Below are 15,917 nucleotides of genomic sequence, written 5' to 3' on the forward strand. Positions count from 1 at the left end.
GACGGCGGCGGATTGTGACATGGCGACCGCCGCCTCTCCGCGATCTCAGTGGTCGCGGAGAGGCGGCGGCGAGGCCACACCACCGATGCCGTGATGCCTTAGTCGGCGTCACATGTCCGGGGATGCGCCCACATCTTCTCGAACTGATCGATGTAGCGGTTGGTGACCCATCCGTTGATGACTCGCAGCGTCGCGTCGTTGGAGGCGCGCAGTGAGTTCTCGGTGATGTTGTACGAGCCGACGAACACGGCCTTGCGCAACGCTCCCGCGTAATACGCATCGATCAAGAGCAGTTTGTTGTGGCTCTGACCGTCACATTTGACTCGGGTGTTGGGGAAGAAATACCCGCCCGACGTTGGCAGGTATGTCAACTGACGGTAGCCGGAGTCCTTTTGCAGGATGACCTTGACGTTGCAGCCGATCCCGAGCAGGCGCTTCAGCTCGACGGCGAGCTCCTCGGAGAAGGTGCTGGAGTCGAAGAGGCTGGCCTCCAGCCAGACGCGGTCGTTGCCCTCCGAGCAGGCGGTGACCTTCCGCAGGACACCGACCAGCGGTGACTTGGTCGGCATGGGGTAGAAGTAGGCGCGGGACAGGTCGTTGGTCCCGTAACGCGCCCTCTCCGTCTCGCTCCAGTAGTCCCCGCCCCAGGTCCAGTCCTGGTCGTACAGGCGCCGCCAGTAGTTCACGTAGTGCGAGAACAGCTTGGGGTCGTCACGGCTGACCAGCAGGTTCTGTGCGTGCTCGGCCTGGGTCTCGGTCAGGTTGGTGGAGGTCTGGAGGACCAGCTTGCTGGTGTTGTGCTTGATCAGGAAGAACTTGTTGTGCATGGCGCCGGACTCGCCCGTGCAGGCGTTGGCGCACCGCACGGCGTCGATGCCCTCGCCCTTGAACCGGTCGACCACCGACTGCGGCGTCGCGTCCCCCAGCACCACGCGGACGCTGACGCCGTTCTTGGCGGCCGTGATCAGCGAGTCCGCGATGTCGTCGCCGTAGCCGGAGGTGCCCCACTCGTACATGGCGACCCGAATGTAGTCATCGGCGCCGGGCGAGCTGGCGGTCGCGTCGATCTTGCCCTTGATCCTCTGGGTGATCAGATAGTCAGGATCGCCATCGCCGGCGTAGGTGAAGCAGACCTCGTAGTTGCCGCTCTCGTCGCAGGTCCCAGGGATATCGGGCGTGCCCGCGTTCGCGGGCGGTGCGGTGAGCGACGTCATCACAAGTGCCAGGACGAACAAGAGAGTTACACGTATAAGGCGCCGTCGTGCGGCCCGTCTGTCTCCAGTCATCAGCGAATGCTAGTGCGATTACCGCAGAGATGCGGCGACTTGAGAAAGGTCGCGTGCATGACAGGTTGTGAGCACGAGTGCCCGAGGCCGTCTTCCTGGTCAGGCCGGGTAGAAGGGCGTGGTCACTCGTGATCGTGAGGGAGGGAACGGCTCGCAGGCTGGTTGCGGAGCCACTCGCTGATGGCCGCGTAGTCGGCGTCGGTCAGGCCCCGGCTCGGGTCCACGCGATGCAGCAGGGCCCGGCCTCGATGGTGGGCCGACACCCACGCGCGGTCGGTGTCGGTGATCTCGTCGTCGACCCAGATGAAGGGGCGGCCCGCTGCCCAGTCGACGAGGGGGCGGGTTTTCCAGTGGAGTCCGTGGAGTCCGTTCCGCTCGTCCTGGTCGTCGGTGTCCGTCGGGTCCGGCCAGATCACTACTGGCAGCGCTGGCAGGCCGAGCCGCGGTGCGATGGTTTCGTTCGCGTCGGCCATCCATGTCGTGGCCCAGACCAGCTCGCACGGTAGCGCCGACAAGCGGGGGCCGTGTTCGGGGTTGATCCTGGCCAGCAGGGGATTGGGATCGGCTCCGGGTGGTTCGGGATCCGTCGATCGGTAAGTCGGATACCCGTCTGGATAGTGCGGCGCCGCTCCGAACGGAATGAGCGGTCCGTCGACGTCGAGGAAGAGCAACGGGCGCTGTACGGAACCGGTCACGGCCGCACGATATCCAGATACGGCGGTGGCAGCGCTCGGGCGGGGCCAGGACCTCGTCGCCGTCCCGGCCCCGCGCCAACTCACGTCAGCCCGCTCGCTGTTCTCAAGACTCCCGGCGTCAGCCGCTCGTAAGGATGACGAGCTGCTGCGTCGCCCGCGTCATCGCAACGTAGCGATCGACCGCTCCTTCAATGCCCTGGCCAAAGGTCTCCGGGTCGACGAGGACGACCAGGTCGAACTCGAGCCCCTTCGACAGTTCCGGGGTCAACGACCGGACGCGGGACGTCGTACGGAATGTCGGGTCGCCGATGACGCAGGCGATTCCGTCGGCGTGTGCGGTGAGCCAGGTGTCGAGGACCGAGTCCAGGTCGGAGACGGATCCGTGTACGACGGGGATGCCGCTGCTGCGGATGGAGGTCGGCACGTTGGCGTCGGGGAGCGCGGCCCGGATGACCGGCTCGGCTTCCGTCATGATCTCTTCCGGTGTGCGGTAGTTGACGCTCAGGGCGGCCAGGTTGATCCGGTCGAGGCCGACCCGCTCAAGGCGTTCCTGCCACGACTCCGTGAACCCGTGTCTGGCCTGGGCGCGGTCCCCGACGATGGTGAAGCTCCGGGACGGGCACCGGAGCAGCAGCATCTGCCACTCCGCGCCGGTGAGTTCCTGGGCCTCGTCGACGACGATGTGCGCGAACGGGCCGGCGAGCAGGTCCGGTTCGGTGCCGGGCAGTGCGCTGTCGTCGATCAGGCTGTCCTGCAGGTCCTGTCCGCGCAGCATCCCCATCGCGCCTTGGCTCTCGTCGATCTCGCTGTCCCGCAGGAGGATCTCGATGACGTCGGCCCTGCCCGCCCGTTCGGCGGCGACGGCGGCTTCGTGCCGACGTCTGCGCCGCGACGCCTCCGGGTCGCCGAGCCGCTGCCGTGCCGCGTCCAGGAGCGGCAGGTCGGACACCGTCCAGGCCTGGGCTTCCTCGCGTTGCAGCTTCCGTACGTCGTCGGGGCCGAGCCAGGGAGCGCACTTGCGCAGGTAGGCGGGTACCGACCACAGGTCTCCGACGAGGTCGGCCGCTTCGAGCAGCGGCCACGCGCTGTTGAAGGCCCTGAGCAGCTCCCTGTTCTGCAGCAGCGACCTGCGGAGCAGTTCGGGCGAGGCGTCGCCGTCGATGACGGCTTCGTCGTGTTTGTCGACCAGGATCGTGACCAGCTCCTCCAGGACCTGGTCGCGCGCCTCGTTGTGCGGGGTACCGGGTGCCGCTTCGAACGCCACGGCCCAGTCGTCGGCGCTCAGCCGGACGTCGGACCAGTGGGTCGTGACCGTCATCCCCTTGGTGGGCGGCTCCTCGTAGAACCTGACGGCCGTCTCGATCGCCTTCACCAGGTCCGCGGACGACTTCAGAAGGGCCACGTCCGGGTCGGCCTCGACCGCTGCCGCGGCTCCCTCGGCGACGAGGTTCCGCAGGGTGCAGGTCTGCACGCCCTCCTCTCCGAGGCTGGGGAGTACGTCGGCGACGTACGCCAGATAGGGCTGGTGCGGGCCGACGAACAGCACGCCGCCCCTGCGGTGACCGAGGCGTGGGTCGGAGTAGAGGAGGTAGGCGGAGCGGTGCAGGGCGACGACCGTCTTGCCCGTACCGGGACCGCCGTCGACGACGAGAGCGCCGCGGGAGCCCGCGCGGATGATGGCGTCCTGGTCGGCCTGGATGGTGCCGAGTACGTCGCGCATCCGCGGCGACCGGTTGCTGCCCAGGCTGGCGATGAAGGCGGACTGGTCGTCGAGCGCGGCGTGCCCGGCGAATCCGTCCGAGGTGAACACCTCGTCCCAGTAGTCGTTGATCCGGCCGCCGGTCCAGCGATACCTGCGGCGGCTCGCCAGGCCCATCGGGTTGCCGTGGGTGGCTCCGAAGAACGGCTCGGCCGCCGGGGAGCGCCAGTCGAGCAGCAGTCGGCGGCCGGTGCTGTCCGTGAGGCCGAGCCGTCCGACGTACACGGGCGTGGCGTCGGGGCCGTCCGCGCCGACCATGTGTCCGAGGCACAGGTCCAGGCCGAAGCGACGCAGCGCGCGCAGGCGCGTGGTCAGCCGGTGGATCTCCATGTCCCGGTCCATCGCCTGGCGGCCTATGCCGCCGGGCGCCTTGCGTTCGGCATCCAGCCGGTCGGTCAGCTCGGCTATCGACTGCTCGAGGCACTCCGCGATGGCCGCGAAGTGCTCCTCGTCGCCGGCGATCAGCGTCGGGTCGGCCTTGGGAGAGAGACGGTCGGGGAGGTCGAATGCGCTGGTGGTCAACGGGTTCAGCGGGTTCACTTGAGCAGCTCCGATCTGGGGTCGCTCGGCGACCATTACGTGCGGCAACTCGGCGACCATTACGTGCGGCAACTCGGCGACCATCACGTGCGGCAGGACGTCGTCCGGACTGGTGTGACGAAGCTGGTGGGCTATGACGGGCAGCGCTCCGCCCCACTCACGCGGACACCGGAGGCCTCTGTCGGCCTCTGTCGGTCGACCTCGTCGAGCAGCAGCTTCGCGGCGACCGTCGCCCCGTCGGGGCGGATCGTGGCGGCCACGGCCCTCGCCCGTGCGTGGGTCTCGGGGGTCAGGGCCGTCTTGAGCGCGGCGGACAGGGACTCGAAGGTCGGAGTCGGACCGTCGTGTGCCACGCCGATGCCCAACTGGGCGACCCGGGCGGCCCAGAGCGGCTGGTCCACGAACTGGGGGACCACGACCTGGGGCGCGCCGGCCCGGGCGGCCGTCGTCGTCGTGCCCGCGCCGCCGTGGTGCACGACGGCGGCCACCCGGCCGAACAGTGCCTGCTGGTTGACCTCGCCGACGACGAAGCAGTCGTCCCGGTCGTCGATCAGGTCCAGGCCCGCCCAGCCGCTCCCGACGAGTACGCGGCGGCCCTGCGCGCGGACCGCCTCGACGGCCACCCGGTCGACGTCCGTCGAGCCGCGCAGGGCCATGCTGCCGAAGCCCACGTACACCGGCGGTTCACCCGCGTCCAGGAACGCCAACAGCTCGTCGGACAGCGGGCGTTCGTCCGGCCGGATCCACGCGCCGGTCTGCACGACGTGGAGGTCCGTCAGCTCCTCCCCCGGCCAGAGGACCGGGTCCGCCGCCAGCCACGGCTGGTCGGTGAAGACGTGGTCGCGGACGTTGTCCACCGGTGGCAGGCCGATCGACGCCCGGTGGGTGTTGAGCGCGCCGCCGTACAGCGCGTTCACCTTCTGGGCGTCCAGGTCCCACAGCACCCGCTTGTCGGTCACGTCCGGCGGGAACGGCGGGCCCGGCCGCGACGACGGCGCGCGGTGCGGCGACGGCAGTTCGATCGTGTGGAAGCACACGTACACGTAGCGGATGCCCAGCTTCTCGGTCACCGACCGAGCACCGGCCGGCATCAAGCCGCCCGCCACCAGCACGTCGCACCCCTCGGCCGCCGCGGCGACCGTGTCGAAGTGCGCGGCGACCAACTCGGCCGCGATCCCGGGCGGGCCCTCCGCCGGCATCTCCCCGGTCACCAGCGCGCGCACCGACCGGCCGAAGGGCACGAACTCCGCGCCGACACCGGCCATCAGCTTCGCGAACTCCTCGTCCGGCGGCGCGCACACCCGCACCTCCGCGCCGAGTTCCCGCAACTGCACCGCGAGTCCCGCCAGGGGTTCGACGTCCCCGCGCGACCCGTACGACATCAACAACACACGCACTCAGCGACTCCCGTTTCCGCAGGTTGTGGCCCGAGGAGAGCGATTGTGCGGTACGACGGGGGCCTTGCCGCAAGCCCCCCAGTGCGCTATAAGTTAGGAGTGGCAAGGAGAGGGTTTACCTCCTTGCCTTTGTTTTTTGTCGCCTACGGATGCGGCCACGGCCGGCCGACAGCGCGTGTTTCAGGCACCCGCCCGACGCCCGTCAGAAACTCGGTCACCGTGGCGTGCAGGTCGGCCGGCCGACGTATACGGCGTCAGGCCCCTGCCTGGGGCCAGTTCCGCTCGGCCGAACAACAGAGCGTAGCCGGACGGGAGTTGCTTCAGGATGCAGTCGACGAGGTCGTCGCCGACTGCCCTGGGCAGGACGCTCAGGACTGAGCTGACGTCCCAGCGTGCCGTGGCCGGGGTGGCGCCCTGGATGCGGGAGGCGATTGCGTCCACGAACTCCACGGCTGTCAGGTGGCGGGTGACCGGAATCTGGGAGGCGATGAGCTCGGACGCCTCGGTGGGGAGCCGGCGGGCCAGTGCGGCGCGTTCGTCGCCGACCACATGGCCGCCGAGGCCGGACAGGACAGTGCGGGTGATGCGTTCCGCCTCCGCTCGGGTGGGGTACTGACCTGATTCCCGTACGGCGTCGATGAGTTCGTCCCATGTCATCCGCCGTGGGCTTGGGGTATCTGTCGATGCCGTCGGCGGGACCATCGGGTTGACGGGGTCGGCTGTGTTGGTGGGGTTCGGCGTTACTTCGGTGCTCAGGGGGCTCATCTTTCGGGCTCTCCTCGCGTTCCGGGTACAGGTTCGCTTCCGCTCGCTCAGCCAGGTCCGCCCCACAGCCTGCGAGGCATGACCCTGCCTCCGCCCCGCGAGCGGACGCGCTCGCGCGGCGGAGGCGGTTGCACAGCGATCAGATGGTCAGCTGGTGAGCTGCTTCTGGTTGTTGCCGCTGCCGCTGGTGATCTGGATGCGGCGAGGCTTGGCCTGTTCGGCCACGGGGATGCGCACCGTCAGGACACCGGCGTCGTACGAAGCGTCGATGCGTTCCGTGTCGAGGGTGTCGCCGAGGAACAGCTCGCGGGTGAAGGTGCCGGTGGGGCGCTCGGCGACGATCAGGTCCGCGCCCTCGGGGGCGGAGGACCGGCGCTCGGCGCGGACGCTCAGGACGTTGCGCTCGACGTCCAGGTCGATCGTCTCGGGGTCGATGCCCGGGAGGTCGAAGTGGACGATCAGGTCACCCTCGGACCGGTGGGCGTCCATCTGCATCGCGGCGGGGCGAGCAGGGCCGAAGAACTGCTGCGTGAGGCGGTCGAAGTCGCGCAGAGGGTCGGTGCGCATGAGCATCACGGGTCACTCCTTTCCACAGGTGCTGGGTGCGATGCCCTACGGCTTCCTATATAACTCCGGGGAGGAAAATTGACAACCCCCGACTCAAGCCTGGAGTCGGGGCAGGTACGGGGCGGGTGGGCGTCGGGCACTGAACCTGCGGGAGCTAGCCTCGGTTCATTCGACGGACGCAGCGGGAGGCAGCAATGGCGAAGGTACCGGCAGCGGCAGTGGCCGCCGGTGGGCTCATCGGTGGGTACGGGGTGGCCCGCTGGACCAAGAAGCGGCAGCTCGGCGGGGTCGTACTGGCAGCCGCCGGTGCCACGGCCGCGCAGCAGTGGCGGCAGCAGGCCGGCGGGAAGGCCGCCGGGGCGCTGACCGTCGCGTACGTCGCCGCCTTCGCGGGGTCCCATCCGCTGGCCAAGAAGGTGGGCGCCTGGCCCGCCGTGTTCGGCGTCGCCGGAGCCGTCGCCCTCGCCTCGTGGGTCGTGTCCGACCGACGGGCCGCCTGAGCGGCTGCCGGCAAGTGGTCGGACCACCAGGCCACCGGACCGCCGGACCACCAAGCCACCGGGTCACCGGGCCACCAGGCCACCAGGCCACCAGGCCACCAGGCCACCGGACCACCCGAGCGGATACGCCACCAAGGCCGGCGGGCTGCTGCCCGAGCGACTGCGACCACCGAGGTCGTGAAGTCACCCGCGCGGCTACGACCGCCAAAGCCGTCGGTCCGCCCGAGCGCCTACGCCCCCGCAGCCGACCCGCCCCGCTCACCCACCCCCTCAGACAACCTCACCCCCCACCCCCGACCGCCCCGCCGGAACCCCCACGATCAGCACGGTCACGTACTGCCGTGCACCCTCACCGAGGACCGAAACCACCGCCTCCGTAAGGGACTTGACGAGCCGCGCGGGAGCGTCGGGGATCTGCGGGTGGGTCAGGCCGCCCTCGCGCATGTTCAGTGTGACGACCGGTGCGGGAGCCTCGCCGGGGATGCCGCCGGTCCCCCAGCGGTGCTCCGGTACGCCGAACAGGTCGACGACCACGAGAGGCCGCGCCCACTCGCCGACCACGGCGACCACCGCCTCGCTCAAGGCCCGGATGATCTTCGGTTCGACCGATCCGTCGAGCGTCTCTTCGCGGATCTGGACAGTGAGGTGCGGCATGGAAATCTCCGTTCACGCGGAATGCGGGTCGGGGGCCCGGGGTCGTAACATGACGACCCCCGACAGTTCCTCTTTGCCAACAAAGCATCTTTAGAAGCAAAGCTATTTACAGGGATGGCCGATGTCAACCGATCCGGGCGTCGACGACGCCGTTCGCGACCTCCTGCTGCTCATGCCCCGCATGGTCGGCCGGGCCAAGCGCATCCCCGTACCCGAGGAACTTCAGTCGCTGGCCCTGGCTCCGCGGCACCTGTCGCTGCTGGCGTACCTGCTCTTCGACGGACCTCTGACCGTGAACGACCTGGCCGCCCGCCTCGAAGTCGCACCGACCACCGTCAGCCTCATGGTCGGCGAGCTGAGCGCGAAGGGAATCCTGGAGCGGCGCGAGGACCCAACCGACCGGCGGCGACGCATCGTCAGCATCACCGACGCCCAACGGCCGTCCATCTCAGCCTGGTTGTCACGCGGAGCCACCGCCTGGCGTCGCGCGCTGGAACCCCTGACGCCCGGTCAACGGCAGCTGGTCATCGACACCTTGCGCGCCTACGAGGCCGCGGCCGCCGAGCCCGAGGTCGGCACGGAGGCCATCCCCGAGGCCGATCCCGACGCATCCACCCCCTGAAACGCCCGCCGATACGCGTACGGACTCGTCCCCACCACCCTCTTGAACCGCTCCCGGAACGCCGTCGGTGACCCGAACCCCGCCTGGGCCGCGATGCGTTCGACCGGGTAGGTGGTCGTCTCCAGGAGGTACTGGGCGCGTCGCACCCGGGCCAGGTGCAGCCACTGCAACGGGGTCGTGCCGGTCTGCTCGCGGAAGCGGCGGTTGAGTGTGCGGGCGCTCATGCCGGCGTGGGCGGCGATGTCCTCCAGGGTCAGTTCGCGCTCGGCGTTCCCCTCCAGCCAGTTGAGGAGGGGCTCCAGGGTGGCGCCGGACGGTACCGGTGGCTGGGTCTGGATGATGAACTGGGCCTGGCCGCCCTCCCGTTCGAGCGGTACGACGCACATCCGGGCCGCGTGCGCGGCGACGGCCGAGCCGTGGTCCCTGCGGATCATGTGCAGGCACATGTCGATCGCGGCGGCCGCGCCCGCCGAGGTGAGGAACTGGCCGTTGTCGACGTAGAGGACGTTCGGGTCGACGGTCACGGCGGGGTACATCTCCGCCAGGTCCCGGGCCGCGACCCAGTGCGTCGTCGCGCGCAGCCCGTCCAGCAGGCCGGTGGCGGCGAAGACGAAGGCGCCCACGCAGATCGAGGCGATCCGGGTGCCGTTCGCGGCCGCCGCGCGCACCGCCTCCGCGACGCCCGGCGGAAGCGGGACCGTCGGGTCCGCGACACCGGGCAGGATGATCGTGTCCGCCTCGGCCAGCGCCTCAAGGCCGTACGGGGCGCGCAGCGCGAACGGGCCCGCGCTCACCTCCTCCGACGCCGAGCAGACCCGGATCCGGTACGCCGCGCGCCCGTCCGGCAACCGTGCCCAGCCGAAGGCGTCGATCGGGGCGGAGAGGTCGAACGGGATGACCTGGTCGAGCGCCAGTACGGCCACGGTATGCATGGCAAAAGAGTAGAGGTACGACGGGATTCAGTCAGCGCGGATACGAGCCGCAGACGCCCGGAAGGACCAGGAATCCCCGGTTTCACACCGCGCAACCCCGTCTGGCGAGAATCCGTTGAATACTGGCAAAACCGCCACTTCTGGAAGATCCCCGCCGCCGCCTACCGTCACCCCGTGACCAAGTTCCTCCTCGCCGTCCACGTCATCGCCGCGATCGTCGCCATCGGGCCCGTCACGGTCGCCGCCAGCATGTTCCCGCCCACCGCGCGCAAGGCGCTCGCCGAGCCGGGAGACGCGCAGACCCTCGCGACCGCGCGCCTGCTGCATCAGATCTGCCGGGTGTACGCCACCGTCGGCGTCGTCGTTCCCGTCTTCGGGTTCGCCACGGCGAGCAACATGGGAGTGCTCGGGGACACCTGGCTGATCGTCTCGATCGCGCTGACTGCGCTCGCTGCGGTCGTCCTCGCCGCCCTGGTCCTGCCCGGGCAGACCGCGATCATGGAGGGCATCTGGGATGCCGGGGGCGGCTCGGTCGCCGGGGGCGCCTCGGTCGCCGGGGGCACCGAGGTCGCGGTGATACCGAAGGCGACCGCACGGCTCGCCATGTTCACCGGGATCTTCAACCTGCTGTGGGCCACCGTCACGATCCTGATGATCATTCGGCCGGGGTCCACGACGGGGGCTTAGCCCGTCGGCCGTTCCGCCGGCCGGTGCCCCCGACTCCTCACGTGGGGTGCGGGAACAGAAGTCCCTCCATCGAGTCCCCCTCGTGCGGCCTGAACCGGCGGGCCAGCGCCGCCGCGACGAGTACCCCTGCGCCGATCAGGAACGTGCAGAAACCCCACGTCAAGGGCCACAGGTGGGCCATGCCGTCCGGTGGTCCGGGGTGGGTTCGGAAGGAGATCTGCATCAGTACCGCCGGGGGTCCCGCCACCAGCAGCAGTGGCCAGCCGAGGTAGTCCCGGCGGCCGAAGTAGGACGCGAGGGTCAGCAGGATCAGGGCCAGGCCGATGACTCCGATGCCCGTCACCGGGGTCGTCTCATGGTCGGAGCCGGGCGTCTGGGCGCGGTTGTTCAGATCCCACGGGATGCAGACGAGGTACGCCGCGCAGGAGAGTGCGGCGCCGAGTACGCGCGTCAGCCAGCGTTCCGGCCAGGGGCGCGTTCGCAGAGGGCTCAACAGCTTCTCGGTCATGCGTACGAGAGTTCCGCGGGCGCGGGCGGCCTGACAGAGTACGGATACTCAGACCCGCCTGAGCCCTCGCGCCGGGGTACACGCCGCCGGCACCTGAGCCCCATCGCCGACGATCACGCCCCCAGCGCCCGCGACACCGCGTAGATCGCCAGCCCCGCCAGCGAACCCACCACCGTTCCGTTGATCCGGATGAACTGCAGGTCGCGCCCGATGTTGGCCTCGATCTTCCTGGTCGTGTGCTCGGCGTCCCAGCCGGCGACCGTGTCGGTGATCAGGGAGGTGATCTCGCGCCGGTACGTCGTCACGACGTACACCGCCGCGCCCTCGACCCAGCTGTCGACCTTGGCCTGGAGTTTGGGCTCCACCGCCATCCGGGCGCCCAGTGAGAGCAACGACGCCCGCACCCGCAGCCTCAGTTCGCTGCGCTCGTCCTCCGCGGCGGACACCATCATGGACCGTACGGCGGTCCAGGCGGACGCGATCAGGTCCTGGACCTCGCCGCGGCCGAGGACCTCGCCCTTGAGGCGTTCCACCCGGGCGCGGGTGTCGGTGTCGGACTGGAGGTCGGAGGCGAAGTCGGTGAGGAAGCGGTCGAGGGCGCCGCGGGCCGGGTGCGAGGGGGCGTCGCGCATCTCCGTGACGAAGCGGAGGAGCTCCTTGTAGACCCGCTCGCCGACCCTCTTGTCGACGAACCGGGGGGTCCAGCCGGGGGCGCCGCCCTGCACCGCGTCCATCACCTGCTCGTCGTGCAGTACGAGCCAATCGTGGGCGCGTACGCAGATCAGGTCCACGACCCGCTTGTGACCGCCGTCCGCGACGATCTTCTCCAGCATCTTTCCGATGCCGGGCGCGATCTCGGCGGCGTCGGCGCGCCGGGTGATCGCCTCGCCGACCACCGCCTGTACGTCGGAGTCGCGCAGGACGGTCAGCGCCCCCCGGAGCGCGGTGGCCAGCTCCGCCGTCACCCGGTCGGCGTGGTCCGGTTCGGCGAGCCAGGCACCGAGACGGCTGCCGATTCCCACGGCGCGCAGCCGGCCTCGTACGACCTCCTCGGAGAGGAAGTTCTCCCCGACGAACTCACCGAGCGAGACGCCCAGCTGGTCCTTCTTGGTGGGGATGATCGCCGTGTGCGGGATGGGCAGGCCCAGCGGGCGGCGGAAGAGGGCCGTGACCGCGAACCAGTCGGCGAGCGCGCCGACCATGCCGGCCTCGGCGGCCGCGGCGACGTATCCGGCCCAGGGGCCCGCACCCTCGTTCGACGCCCACTTGGCGAGGACGTACACGACCGCCACGAAGACCAGCAGGCCGACCGCCGTCAGCTTCATCCGGCGTACGCCGCGCTGTTTCTCCTCGTCGGCGGGGCTGAAGGAGGTCATCGAGCGGCGCGCGCCGACGCCGGGCGTGCCCTGTCGGTTCGTGGCGGCGTCCGGCAGGGCATGCTGCCCTTCGGCGTCCGCGCCCGCTTCTTCCGGTTTCGTACGTTCCATTCACTCCACCCGTTCGAGTCCCCCGTACACATTGTCCCTTCCTGACCGACTCCTGGAACGGAACAGGAGTTCCCGGCGTCTGTCCGGTGGGAGAAGTCGCGGGAAAGTTCCGGGGCCGGTTCCGGGGCACGGTCCGGGGCTGTCGCAGCTTCACCCCACCCCATGGCGCATCATGGGGTGATCACACCGGAGCCTCGGGCTCCCCTCGCCCGAGGAGAAACGCACCGCATGACCAAGCGTCATGGTTATGCCTTGCTGGCCGCGATCGTCGCTGTGATCGTGGTCATTTCCGCCGCCATATACATCGGCGTCGCGGCCGACGACGGCAGCGGGCAGAACAACCTCGCCAGTGGCCGCAACGCCCCGCGGGGCTCGGCCGCCCCCGCCTCCACCGGCCTGTGGGTCGGCGCCTGGTCGGCCTCCCCCTCCGGAGCCGAGCCCGGCACCGAGACGAACGGCATGGCGGGCAGGTCGGTACGCAACATCGTGCACACCAGCGCCGGCGGCACGAGCGCCCGGATCACGCTGTCCAACCTCTACGGGCAGCAGCCGCTCACCATCACGCACGCCACGATCGCCGTGGCCGAGACCGCGAACAGCGCCACGGCCGACGCCGACACCATGACCCGCCTCACCTTCGGCGGCGGCACCTCGGTAACCATCCCCTCCGGGCAGCAGGTGATCAGCGACACGGTGCTCGTGACGATCCCGCTCGACTCGGACGTACTCGTGACCACGTTCTCGCCCACCCAGTCGGGCCCGGTCACCTACCACCGGCACGCACAGCAGACCTCCTACCTCGCCCAGGGCGACCTCGCGGGCGACGTGAGCGGCACCGCGTACACCGAGGGGACCCCGTACTGGCGATATGTGACCGCCGTCGACGTGCTGAGCGACGAGTCGGCGGGCACCGTCGTCGCCTTCGGCGACTCCCTGACCGACGGCGACGCGTCCACCGTGGGCGCCAACCACCGCTGGCCGGACCACCTTTCGGACCGGCTGCGCGCCGCCGCCGGCACGGACGGAGTGCCCCTCTACAGCGTCGTCAACCAGGGCATCGGCGGAAACCGGATCCTGGCATCGGGGGCCGGCCGGCCCGCCGACAACCCGAGCGCCCTGTCCCGCTTCGGCCGCGACGTCCTCGGCCGTACGAACGTCAAGGCCGTCGTCATCGACCTCGGCATCAACGACATCCTCCGCAACCCGAACGAGGTCGACCCCGACACGATCACCGACGGCCTGCGCACGCTGGTCCAGCAGGCGCACGCCCACGGGGTGCGGGTCGTCGGGGCGACGCTGATGCCGTTCCGGGGGCACGGTGGGTACTCCGCCCAGCGTGAGGAGGTACGGCAGGCCGTCAACGCGGAGATCCGGGCGGGGAAGGTGTTCGACGCGGTGGTCGACTTCGACAAGGCTTTGCGGGATCCGTACGATCCGCGTGCGCTGCGGGGCGACTACGACTCCGGGGATCATCTGCACCCCAGTGACAAGGGGTACGGGCGGATGGCGGAGGTGCTGGACCTGCGGTCGCTTACAGGGGCCGTGTCCGCTGCGTTGTGACCTGCGGCGCCGTCGTGGCTGGTCGCGCAGTTCCCCGCGCCCCTAAAAACACTCCGCCGGCGTCAGTAGTCCCCGCGACGGAGCCGCACGAAGGCACAGCCCCGAGCCCCTGAAGACCCCCGGCGTCAGTGGTCCCCGTGACGTCGCCGATGGCGCTCGTCCCGGCGCGCTTGGTGGCGTTCCCGGCGTTCCTCGTGCCGTTCGCGTCGCTCCTCGTGCCGTTCGCGGACCATGTCGTGGACGTCGTCCAGCGCGTCGAGCATGTCGTCGCCGTCTCGTGAGGCGCCCAACTCCTTGCGGGCCTCCCGCCGTTCCAGTTTCTCCTGGCGGCGCTCCTCCTTGAGGCGCTGCCGCTCGGCGCGGGTCAGTTTGCGTTCCACGCCGACGCCGCCCCAGAAGGCGAAGCCCGTGACGATCACGCGCGGGGCACCGGGCTCGCCGAGGACACCCTCCTGACGGTGGTCGAAGCCGCCCATGATGCCGATGCCGCGGACGACGACCTCGACGCCGAGCGGTACGACGACGTTCATGCCACCCATGATCGCGACGCAGTTGACGACCACCTCGCGGTCAGCGAAGTACGCCTCGCGCAGGTCGATCTCGCCGCCGCCCCAGAACGCGAAGGAGTTGAACCGCTTGGGCATCGTCCAGCGCCCCTTGCGCTGGAAGCCCGCCATGATCGCGACACCCCACGTGGACGAACCCTCGCCACCGACGATCCGGTCCGCCCAGGACCCGGTCCCGCCCTCTTCCGGCCGCTTGACCATGTTCACCACGGGCGGGGTGACACCCGGCGCGGGCAGATCACGCGTGATCTGCGCCAACTCCCCATACGTACGCGCCTTGTACGTCGCCTCCAGCCGCTCCTCGAACTCCTCCATGTCGAGGCGGCCCTCCGCGAGGGCGTCCCTCAGCACTTCGGAGACTCGCTCACGGTCGGCGTCTGAAGCCCGGAGTTCGGGAAGGTCCTCGCTCATGGACGCCAGCCTACGAGACCGCCTTCTCCGCGTACATGCGGCTGATGACCGCCTCGATGTCCGGCTCCCGCACCGAGAGGTCCACCAGCGGATACTCCGCCGCGATCCGCGCCACGAGCGGAGCCGCCGACTCGGCGGCGGGGAACGCCAGCCACTGCCGCGGCCCCTCCACCTTCACCACCCGCGCCGACGCGATCTCGATCGGCGGCAGCTCCCGCTCCAGGTCCACCACCAGCGTCCGCTCGCTCTCCCCCACCTCGTGCAGCCCCGACAGCGCCCCGTCGTACATCAGCCGCCCGTGGTCGATGACCATCACCCGCTTGCACAACTGCTCGATGTCGGTGAGGTCATGGGTGGTGAGCAGGACGGTCGTACCGCGTTCCGCGTTCAGGTCCCGCAGGAACTCCCGCACCCGCGCCTTGCTGATCACATCGAGGCCGATCGTCGGCTCGTCGAGGTACAGCACCTCCGGATCGTGCAGCAGGGCCGCCGCGATGTCGCCGCGCATCCGCTGCCCCAGGGAGAGTTGGCGTACGGGCACGTCCAACAGGGCGCCCAGCTCCAGGAGTTCGACACACCGGTCGAGGTTCTCCCGGTAACGGGCGTCCGGGATCCGGTACATGCGGTGCATCAGCCGGTACGAGTCGATCAGCGGAAGGTCCCACCACAGGGTCGTACGCTGCCCGAAGACGACCCCGATGCGCTGCGCGAGCCGGGTCCGCTCCCGGGACGGGTCGATGCCCGCGACCCGCAGCCGGCCGCCGCTCGGAGTGAGGATGCCGGTCAGCATCTTGATGGTGGTCGACTTGCCGGCGCCGTTCGGGCCGATGTAGCCGACCATCTCGCCGCGCGGCACGGTGAAGGAGAGGGAGTCGACGGCCCGCACCTGCCTCCGCTCACTGCGCATGAACCCGGTCTTCTTGCGCACGTCGAAGACCTTCTCGACCCCTACGAGTTCAATGAAGTCACTGTCCACGTCGG

The 15,917-nt window shown here is 69.8% G+C and carries 16 protein-coding genes; 4 read left to right on the plus strand and 12 right to left on the minus strand.

Annotated features, from left to right (window positions below):
* Window positions 1-98 precede the first annotated feature (98 nt).
* The 6 genes from OG219_RS18585 to OG219_RS18610 form a co-directional block, all read right to left on the minus strand.
* Window positions 99-1,286 carry a phosphatidylserine/phosphatidylglycerophosphate/cardiolipin synthase family protein gene (locus tag OG219_RS18585; protein WP_266827993.1) on the minus strand — a complete coding sequence of 396 codons (1,188 nt, stop codon included), beginning with the start codon at window positions 1,284-1,286 and terminating at the stop codon, window positions 99-101.
* Between the two features lie 122 nt (window positions 1,287-1,408).
* Window positions 1,409-1,981 (minus strand): HAD domain-containing protein, encoded by a 573-nt coding sequence (locus tag OG219_RS18590; RefSeq protein WP_266827995.1) that lies wholly within the window; start codon window positions 1,979-1,981, stop codon window positions 1,409-1,411.
* A 118-nt stretch (window positions 1,982-2,099) separates the two neighbouring features.
* Window positions 2,100-4,271, minus strand: a complete 2,172-nt coding sequence (gene helR / locus OG219_RS18595; RefSeq protein ID WP_266836140.1) for an RNA polymerase recycling motor ATPase HelR — start codon at window positions 4,269-4,271, stop codon at window positions 2,100-2,102.
* A 140-nt stretch (window positions 4,272-4,411) separates the two neighbouring features.
* Entirely contained in the window at window positions 4,412-5,677 is a 1,266-nt protein-coding gene (locus tag OG219_RS18600) for a glycosyltransferase (RefSeq protein ID WP_266827997.1), read from the minus strand.
* Window positions 5,678-5,857: 180 nt separating this feature from the next.
* Complete coding sequence (locus OG219_RS18605; RefSeq protein ID WP_266836141.1) at window positions 5,858-6,379, minus strand: DUF2267 domain-containing protein; 522 nt, start codon at window positions 6,377-6,379, stop codon at window positions 5,858-5,860.
* Window positions 6,380-6,589: 210 nt separating this feature from the next.
* On the minus strand, window positions 6,590-7,015 hold the full coding sequence (locus OG219_RS18610) for an Hsp20/alpha crystallin family protein (protein WP_266836142.1): 426 nt from the start codon (window positions 7,013-7,015) through the stop codon (window positions 6,590-6,592).
* Window positions 7,016-7,203: 188 nt separating this feature from the next.
* Here OG219_RS18610 and OG219_RS18615 point away from each other — a divergent pair, with 188 nt between their 5' ends.
* Window positions 7,204-7,509, plus strand: a complete 306-nt coding sequence (locus tag OG219_RS18615) for a hypothetical protein (protein ID WP_266461154.1) — start codon at window positions 7,204-7,206, stop codon at window positions 7,507-7,509.
* A 270-nt stretch (window positions 7,510-7,779) separates the two neighbouring features.
* On the opposite strand, the gene OG219_RS18620 is transcribed toward OG219_RS18615, so the two are convergent.
* The gene (locus OG219_RS18620) at window positions 7,780-8,163 is read right to left on the minus strand and encodes a tautomerase family protein (RefSeq protein ID WP_266827999.1); all 384 of its coding nucleotides are present in this window, start codon (window positions 8,161-8,163) and stop codon (window positions 7,780-7,782) included.
* Window positions 8,164-8,284: 121 nt separating this feature from the next.
* On the opposite strand from OG219_RS18620, the gene OG219_RS18625 reads away from it, so the two are divergent.
* Window positions 8,285-8,785 (plus strand): MarR family winged helix-turn-helix transcriptional regulator, encoded by a 501-nt coding sequence (locus OG219_RS18625; RefSeq protein WP_266828001.1) that lies wholly within the window; start codon window positions 8,285-8,287, stop codon window positions 8,783-8,785.
* Here the strand turns inward: OG219_RS18625 and OG219_RS18630 are convergent.
* Complete coding sequence (locus OG219_RS18630) at window positions 8,707-9,717, minus strand: GlxA family transcriptional regulator (RefSeq protein WP_266828003.1); 1,011 nt, start codon at window positions 9,715-9,717, stop codon at window positions 8,707-8,709. The genes OG219_RS18625 and OG219_RS18630 overlap by 79 nt on opposite strands.
* A 174-nt stretch (window positions 9,718-9,891) precedes the next feature.
* Between OG219_RS18630 and OG219_RS18635 the strand changes: the two genes are divergently transcribed.
* Window positions 9,892-10,404 (plus strand): hypothetical protein, encoded by a 513-nt coding sequence (locus OG219_RS18635; RefSeq protein ID WP_266828005.1) that lies wholly within the window; start codon window positions 9,892-9,894, stop codon window positions 10,402-10,404.
* Between the two features lie 37 nt (window positions 10,405-10,441).
* On the opposite strand, the gene OG219_RS18640 is transcribed toward OG219_RS18635, so the two are convergent.
* Both OG219_RS18640 and OG219_RS18645 read right to left on the minus strand, forming a co-directional pair.
* A complete protein-coding gene (locus OG219_RS18640; protein ID WP_266828007.1) occupies window positions 10,442-10,912 on the minus strand; it encodes a hypothetical protein in 471 nt (156 codons plus the stop codon).
* 113 nt (window positions 10,913-11,025) lie between these two features.
* Window positions 11,026-12,399, minus strand: a complete 1,374-nt coding sequence (locus OG219_RS18645; protein ID WP_266828009.1) for a DUF445 domain-containing protein — start codon at window positions 12,397-12,399, stop codon at window positions 11,026-11,028.
* Between the two features lie 228 nt (window positions 12,400-12,627).
* Here OG219_RS18645 and OG219_RS18650 point away from each other — a divergent pair, with 228 nt between their 5' ends.
* A complete protein-coding gene (locus tag OG219_RS18650) occupies window positions 12,628-13,959 on the plus strand; it encodes an SGNH/GDSL hydrolase family protein (RefSeq protein ID WP_266828011.1) in 1,332 nt (443 codons plus the stop codon).
* Between the two features lie 125 nt (window positions 13,960-14,084).
* Here OG219_RS18650 and OG219_RS18655 read toward each other — a convergent pair whose 3' ends face one another.
* Both OG219_RS18655 and OG219_RS18660 read right to left on the minus strand, forming a co-directional pair.
* Complete coding sequence (locus OG219_RS18655; RefSeq protein WP_266828013.1) at window positions 14,085-14,936, minus strand: DUF1707 domain-containing protein; 852 nt, start codon at window positions 14,934-14,936, stop codon at window positions 14,085-14,087.
* A gap of 10 nt (window positions 14,937-14,946) precedes the next feature.
* Window positions 14,947-15,912: an ATP-binding cassette domain-containing protein gene (locus tag OG219_RS18660; protein ID WP_266828015.1), complete on the minus strand. Its 966-nt coding sequence runs from the start codon at window positions 15,910-15,912 to the stop codon at window positions 14,947-14,949.
* Between the last annotated feature and the right edge of the window lie 5 nt (window positions 15,913-15,917).

The organism is Streptomyces sp. NBC_00038, from assembly GCF_026343635.1.
GTDB lineage: Bacteria > Actinomycetota > Actinomycetes > Streptomycetales > Streptomycetaceae > Streptomyces.

What these genes read in the sequence shown, in the direction of transcription:
- OG219_RS18655 (WP_266828013.1), bottom strand. Translation starts at nt 14,936, where the DNA reads ATGAGCGAGGACCTTCCCGAACTCCGGGCTTCAGACGCCGACCGTGAG.
- OG219_RS18640 (WP_266828007.1), bottom strand. Translation starts at nt 10,912, where the DNA reads ATGACCGAGAAGCTGTTGAGCCCTCTGCGAACGCGCCCCTGGCCGGAA.
- OG219_RS18620 (WP_266827999.1), bottom strand. Translation starts at nt 8,163, where the DNA reads ATGCCGCACCTCACTGTCCAGATCCGCGAAGAGACGCTCGACGGATCG.
- OG219_RS18610 (WP_266836142.1), bottom strand. Translation starts at nt 7,015, where the DNA reads ATGCTCATGCGCACCGACCCTCTGCGCGACTTCGACCGCCTCACGCAG.
- OG219_RS18630 (WP_266828003.1), bottom strand. Translation starts at nt 9,717, where the DNA reads ATGCATACCGTGGCCGTACTGGCGCTCGACCAGGTCATCCCGTTCGAC.
- OG219_RS18605 (WP_266836141.1), bottom strand. Translation starts at nt 6,379, where the DNA reads ATGGTCCCGCCGACGGCATCGACAGATACCCCAAGCCCACGGCGGATG.
- OG219_RS18615 (WP_266461154.1), top strand. Translation starts at nt 7,204, where the DNA reads ATGGCGAAGGTACCGGCAGCGGCAGTGGCCGCCGGTGGGCTCATCGGT.
- OG219_RS18625 (WP_266828001.1), top strand. Translation starts at nt 8,285, where the DNA reads ATGTCAACCGATCCGGGCGTCGACGACGCCGTTCGCGACCTCCTGCTG.
- OG219_RS18650 (WP_266828011.1), top strand. Translation starts at nt 12,628, where the DNA reads ATGACCAAGCGTCATGGTTATGCCTTGCTGGCCGCGATCGTCGCTGTG.
- OG219_RS18645 (WP_266828009.1), bottom strand. Translation starts at nt 12,399, where the DNA reads ATGGAACGTACGAAACCGGAAGAAGCGGGCGCGGACGCCGAAGGGCAG.
- OG219_RS18585 (WP_266827993.1), bottom strand. Translation starts at nt 1,286, where the DNA reads ATGACTGGAGACAGACGGGCCGCACGACGGCGCCTTATACGTGTAACT.